The sequence below is a fragment of the Siminovitchia sediminis genome (assembly GCF_042680885.1).
Taxonomy (GTDB): Bacteria; Bacillota; Bacilli; order Bacillales; family Bacillaceae_C; genus Siminovitchia; species Siminovitchia sediminis.
In genome coordinates, this window is sequence record NZ_JBHUEO010000081.1 from 1 (window position 1) to 5,754 (window position 5,754).

Here is a 5,754-nt window from a genome sequence, read left to right on the forward strand (position 1 = left end):
TGGAGCTTCCGGCGGAAAAGCCGGCAGGCTTTGACAGAGGAAGTGAAGCGACCTCGAGCACCAAGGAGCCGTAGCTGGATTGAACAATTCTTGGTATCTTCTCTTATCTGGTTTTGAGAGAATGAAAAATTTCTCTTGAAAAATACATAAAACAAAGTATAATAAAAGATGTCGCAAAAGGATCTTCTGCTAGAAACGCTCACGTCCTGTGAGAATGCAGAAGCCAGCATATTCAAGTCTGGTGGCGATAGCGAAGAGGTCACACCCGTTCCCATCCCGAACACGGAAGTTAAGCTCTTCAGCGCCGATGGTAGTGAGGGGATTCCCCTTGTGAGAGCAGGACGCTGCCGGGCATACCATATTATTCCGCAGTAGCTCAGTGGTAGAGCTATCGGCTGTTAACCGATCGGTCGTAGGTTCGAATCCTACCTGCGGAGCCAAATGGAGAGCTGTCCGAGTTGGCCGAAGGAGCACGATTGGAAATCGTGTAGGCGGCTACCGCCGTCTCAAGGGTTCAAATCCCTTGCTCTCCGCCATATACATACAGGCCCCTTGGTCAAGCGGTTAAGACACCGCCCTTTCACGGCGGTAACACGGGTTCGAATCCCGTAGGGGTCACCATTTTTTTATTAGAGGTTAAGGCAATAGATATGATTGCTTTTCGATTATGCTATAGAATCCTGTGCTGAAATGAAAAAGTTTGGGAGAGCCGATAGCATAAAGAAAATCCTAGTAAAAATATCTTATCGTCGCGGGATGGAGCAGTCTGGCAGCTCGTCGGGCTCATAACCCGAAGGTCGCAGGTTCAAATCCTGCTCCCGCAATCTTATAAAGGTCCCGTAGTGTAGCGGTTAACATGCCTGCCTGTCACGCAGGAGATCGCGGGTTCGATTCCCGTCGGGACCGCCATTTATTATAAAATAGAGGCTCAGTAGCTCAGTCGGTAGAGCAAAGGACTGAAAATCCTTGTGTCGGCGGTTCGATTCCGTCCTGAGCCACCATATAAAACTTTGGTGGGGTAGCGAAGTGGCTAAACGCGGCGGACTGTAAATCCGCTCCCTTAGGGTTCGGCGGTTCGAATCCGTCCCCCACCACCATTATAAAGGGGTATAGTTTAATGGTAAAACGAAGGTCTCCAAAACCTTTGATGTGGGTTCGATTCCTACTACCCCTGCCATGTATGGCGGCTATGGCGAAGTGGTTAACGCATCGGATTGTGGCTCCGACATCGTGGGTTCGATTCCCACTAGTCGCCCCATTATCTTTACAGTATAATGTATATATCTTTCGATGGGCTATAGCCAAGCGGTAAGGCAACGGACTTTGACTCCGTCATTCGTTGGTTCGAATCCAGCTAGCCCAGTTTACTGCGGAAGTAGTTCAGTGGTAGAACACCACCTTGCCAAGGTGGGGGTCGCGGGTTCAAATCCCGTCTTCCGCTCCAAATTAAGGCGGCATAGCCAAGTGGTAAGGCACGGGTCTGCAACACCCTTATCACCGGTTCGAATCCGGTTGCCGCCTCCATTTATCGTTCATGCCTGAGTGGTGGAACTGGCATACACGTTGGACTCAAAATCCAATGCCCTCACGGGCTTGTGGGTTCGAATCCCACCTCAGGTATCAATAAGACTAATGACCTTCAATATTCATGTTGAAGGTCATTTTTGTTTTCCGGCAAAGAAACAAATAGTAAATGTGCCGGAAGATAGAATCCGTCACTGGTACAGGCAGAGCTAAATCAGTATTGATATTTGACGTATGTGATCTTCAACAGTGAATAGTGAAGTTGCTTCATATAGGATATTGAAACCCGCTACACATCTATTTATGGTTTAAGAGCTAATTACAGGGAGAGAAGGTGAAATGAATTTTATTTGGAAAGATCTTTCTCAACCTGTGGCAATGGAATATTTAGATTTATGATAATGTTTATATCGCATAAATTATTTGGATGGGAGGCTGTTTAATGCCAAGAACAACGGGAAGTAAAATGATGTTTTTACCTTGTTCATTGCAGGAGCAGCGGTGTGCGTTCCTTTTTTGATGTATCAAACGAAAGTGGAGGAGGCAAAGGTTATGCTGAGTTCAAAATCAGGCAGAGGAGCAACCCGAGGCCGAACCTTTTCCTGCTGCTTAGTCATATACCTTATCAGAAAAAGAGAGGATTTAAGCCGGAAAAGAAATGGGAGAAATCGGAGATGAAGAATGGATTGCCGGCAGCATTATGGCCTGGCGTTACAGAAAGCAGATCTCGTCGAAAATGATCATTTGGAAATAGCAGGAGTAAAAGCTCGTTATCGCCCTCAGATGACTTAAGAAAATATTGCTTACCTTGAGAAAAGAGCTGAATCTCTGGAATCTGAACCCGTGTTGAAAGAGATTTTAAAGAAATGGGGCCAAGGCAACTTTGCTGAAGTTAACAAAAATTTCATAGAAGCAAGAGCCATTCTACTCTTATGGGACAGAGGGATATGAATTTTAAATTAAAAAGAGAACCCGGGAAAGAGAAGAGCAGTATATTTTACATTTTTTCGGTGAAGAAGGACTTAGAAAAGATATAGAACAATGGAGTTGAGTTGACAAAGGACATCATAATTATTTGACCGTTCGATGGGGTTTTTTAGACTCATTGATTTTACTAAGGATAGATGGGAGCCTTTTATGATAAAATGCCCCCATCAGTATGATGTATTGGATCAGGATGTAATAAAAACATCTCGCGATCAAACAATCGCGAGATGGAAGTTCTTATTTATAGCGGCCTGTTTTCAAACTCTGGTTCTACAGGCTGGGGAGCCACTCTTGATTTTTCAAGTGCCGGCGTATCTTTACGTGCAATTTGGTAAACTGATGCTCCTACAATTCGGGCAATGTTTTCCATTCTTTCTTTGCTGATATGTTCAATTGTATCTGTCGGCTGATGGTATTGCGGCTCCAGCGGAGCGTAGCTGTACACAGCAGCAGGGATGCCTGCGTCATGGAACGGCTGGTGATCGCTCCGCCCAACTTTACCATACGTCAGCGGTTTGGATACCCTGATACTTGCAGAGGCTGCCGTATCCGTAATCACATTGCGCTGGCCGTCTACAGTGAACATAATCATGTCTCCGGAGTTTTTATTTCCTACCATATCAAAGTTAAACATACCAACAGAACGGTCTTTCTCATCCTCGGTCAACGTAGATACATAGTGGTAAGATCCCAGTAATCCCAATTCTTCTGCTCCAAATGTCAAGAAGCGTATTTCCGTATCAGTTTGCATATTGCTGACAGCACGGGCTATTTCAAGATTTACCCCGACCCCTGATGCATTATCACTGGCCCCTGGAGCTCCAGGTACGGAATCGTGATGGGATCCAACATAAATGATTTGGCCTGTATCATGATTTTTATGCGCTTTTTTCGTTGCGATCACATTATGAGACGTTTTTGTCACTACGCCGCCGCCTACAATCTGGACATTTGTTTCTACAGATTGTCCCTGATTAAGTAAGCTTTTTATAGAAAGTCCCTCTTCACGCGTCAGTCCTACAGTGGGAACGAAAGTCCCGGATGGATTAAGGCTGGAAGCCAGTGGTCCTGAGGTGTTGTTATACATCACAACTGCAATTGCGCCTGCCGCTGCAGCATTCTCAACTTTCTCAACAAAGGTATAGGTGCCGCGTTCAATCAGGGCAATCTTTCCTTCCGCATCCACCTGTTCAAAGTCCGAAGAACTTCCCAATCCGGCATCAACAATTTCACCCGATACTCCCTCAGATGGTGTAGCTGGTGAATAACTGAATGCTCTTGGAGCAAAAGTTAATTCTGAATTTGTTACTCCCAGGGAAACTTTTGTTGGGCTTTGATAGGTTTGAAATTCAAATGGCTGAATTTCTACATCCAGACCCATGGAACGGTATTGATCTGCTATGTAGTGAACTGCTGCCATTTCACCTTCCGTACCGGCCACGCGGATGCCGATATCCACGGATAGATTGTACACGTGCTGATAAATTCTTTCTTTATCAATCTTTTTTACAATTTTATTGTCGAATGCCTGCGCTGCCTGCTGATTTGGCGGTCCTTCTTTGGCTGCTGCTGCCGGCGTAAATATCATTCCCGCTGCCATTAGACAACAAATTGCTGCTTTGGAGCTTTTTTTCATATAATCCCTCCCGTTACATTCAAATTTCACCTATCCTTACAGGTATATATACAATAGCATAGGAAGCGTTAACCAAATAGTGGACAAAGTAACGGTTTTGAATATTTGGTCAATAGGTAGATTGGCATAGGTTTATTAAAAAAATAAGCTGAAATCACTAGGTGCATCCATGTGATTTCAGCTTTTTCTTTATTATTGAGGAGCAGTTTTATTCGTTAATTTTTTCTTTTGCCAAGTTACCGAAACAACTCCAGTAAAAATAAGCATCAGAAACCCTAGCAAAAACGGAAAAATCATATGAATATCGTAGATCATGCCGGCAATCAGGGGTCCAAGAACATTTCCTATACTCATATAAGCATTATTCATCCCCATGGCAAATCCCTGTTCGTTTCCGGCCATTTTGGAGATGAGTGTGTTGAGTACAGGTCTCAAAATGGATGTAGCCATAAAGATAATAAGTGTAATAATAAAGAAAAGCACATAATTGACAGCGAACATAGAAAATAAAAATCCGCCTGCGACAACGACAATAAAAATATTCAAAACTTTTCCTTCACCGAAAAGAGATACCAGGCGATCGACTGCAAAAATTTGCACCACAACGCTGATGATTCCTGAAATTGTAATCATGACAGCGATTTGCTGGGGAGTCGCTTTAAAGGCATTATCGAGGTACAGCCCAATAATGGATTCATAGGCCATGAGCCCAAAGCTCATGACAAGAACAATAATTAATGGAATAAAATATGGCTTGTGTACAGATTCCAGTAATTTTTTGATCATTGGATCTTCGGTATGATTTGAAGCAGTCAATTCAACATCTCTGCTTTCTTTCAGAATGGCGATAGAGAAAATCACCGCTCCAATTCCCACCAGTGCAGAAACGAGTAGAGGCATTTTAAGGCCATACTCAGCCAAAAAACCCCCTATCCCGGGACCGATCACAATGCCCAAAGACATGGCGGCAGAGATATAACTGTTTCCTTTTGCACGCTGTTCAAGAGTAGTAATATCCGCAACATAAGCAAAAATAGCAGGAATCAGCAATGCTGCACCAATGCCCCCGATGACTCGTGAAAAATATAAGATCCAAATGGAGTGGGAAAAATAAAAGATCAGCATGGATAAAGCCAACCCGCTTAACCCATAAATAATCATTTTCCTCCTGCCATATTGGTCCGTCCATTTACCCGCAATGGGAGAAATGATAAATTGGGCAGCTGCAAAAATAGCGATCATTAAGCCGGCAGCTGTTCCGCCTTGTCCGATGGACACCAAGTAGGCAGGCAGAATGGGGATGATAATCCCGAAGCTTCCTATTGCAATAAACATATTGATCATTAATATAATCAACTTTCTTTTTTGATCGGGATTCATAATGATAACCTCCTTTTCAATCCATTTGAATCATGACTTTTTCATATTACAATACAGTCAGGAAAAAGTCAGCAATATTTTTATAAAAGAAAAAATAAAGCAGGGGCTGTCCAGAAAGTCAGTAAAAACTGATTTTCTGTGACAGCCCTATTTTGTTTAGTTCTAAAAAAGGCATACAAAAAAATCGCCCTTTCTAGTAAAATGTAAGTTACCACACCAACATTTTA

General features: G+C 43.4%; 2 protein-coding genes, 13 tRNA genes and 1 rRNA gene. 14 read left to right on the forward strand and 2 right to left on the reverse strand.

What is annotated here, in order from left to right:
- Window positions 1–237: 237 nt before the first annotated feature.
- The 14 genes from rrf (at window position 238) to ACFSCZ_RS17170 (ending at window position 1,620) form a co-directional block, all read left to right on the forward strand.
- Window positions 238–353: ribosomal RNA gene (gene rrf / locus ACFSCZ_RS17105) — 5S ribosomal RNA — on the forward strand.
- Window positions 354–365: 12 nt separating this feature from the next.
- Window positions 366–440, forward strand: a tRNA-Asn gene (locus ACFSCZ_RS17110).
- Between the two features lie 3 nt (window positions 441–443).
- Window positions 444–536, forward strand: a tRNA-Ser gene (locus tag ACFSCZ_RS17115).
- 10 nt (window positions 537–546) lie between these two features.
- Window positions 547–621 (forward strand) — tRNA-Glu (locus ACFSCZ_RS17120).
- Window positions 622–750: 129 nt separating this feature from the next.
- Window positions 751–824 (forward strand) — tRNA-Met (locus ACFSCZ_RS17125).
- Window positions 825–833: 9 nt separating this feature from the next.
- Window positions 834–909 (forward strand) — tRNA-Asp (locus tag ACFSCZ_RS17130).
- 16 nt (window positions 910–925) lie between these two features.
- Window positions 926–1,001 (forward strand) — tRNA-Phe (locus ACFSCZ_RS17135).
- A gap of 11 nt (window positions 1,002–1,012) precedes the next feature.
- A tRNA-Tyr gene (locus tag ACFSCZ_RS17140) sits at window positions 1,013–1,097 on the forward strand.
- 6 nt (window positions 1,098–1,103) lie between these two features.
- Window positions 1,104–1,177: transfer RNA gene (locus ACFSCZ_RS17145), tRNA-Trp, on the forward strand.
- 6 nt (window positions 1,178–1,183) lie between these two features.
- Window positions 1,184–1,258 (forward strand) — tRNA-His (locus ACFSCZ_RS17150).
- A 33-nt stretch (window positions 1,259–1,291) separates the two neighbouring features.
- Window positions 1,292–1,363, forward strand: a tRNA-Gln gene (locus tag ACFSCZ_RS17155).
- A gap of 6 nt (window positions 1,364–1,369) precedes the next feature.
- A tRNA-Gly gene (locus tag ACFSCZ_RS17160) sits at window positions 1,370–1,444 on the forward strand.
- A 6-nt stretch (window positions 1,445–1,450) separates the two neighbouring features.
- Window positions 1,451–1,524, forward strand: a tRNA-Cys gene (locus tag ACFSCZ_RS17165).
- A gap of 12 nt (window positions 1,525–1,536) precedes the next feature.
- Window positions 1,537–1,620, forward strand: a tRNA-Leu gene (locus ACFSCZ_RS17170).
- Between the two features lie 1,132 nt (window positions 1,621–2,752).
- Here ACFSCZ_RS17170 and ACFSCZ_RS17175 read toward each other — a convergent pair.
- Both ACFSCZ_RS17175 and ACFSCZ_RS17180 read right to left on the reverse strand, forming a co-directional pair.
- The gene (locus ACFSCZ_RS17175; RefSeq protein ID WP_380775643.1) at window positions 2,753–4,147 is read right to left on the reverse strand and encodes a M28 family peptidase; all 1,395 of its coding nucleotides are present in this window, start codon (window positions 4,145–4,147) and stop codon (window positions 2,753–2,755) included.
- A 192-nt stretch (window positions 4,148–4,339) separates the two neighbouring features.
- Entirely contained in the window at window positions 4,340–5,527 is a 1,188-nt protein-coding gene (locus ACFSCZ_RS17180; RefSeq protein WP_380775645.1) for an MFS transporter, read from the reverse strand.
- Window positions 5,528–5,754: the final 227 nt, after the last annotated feature.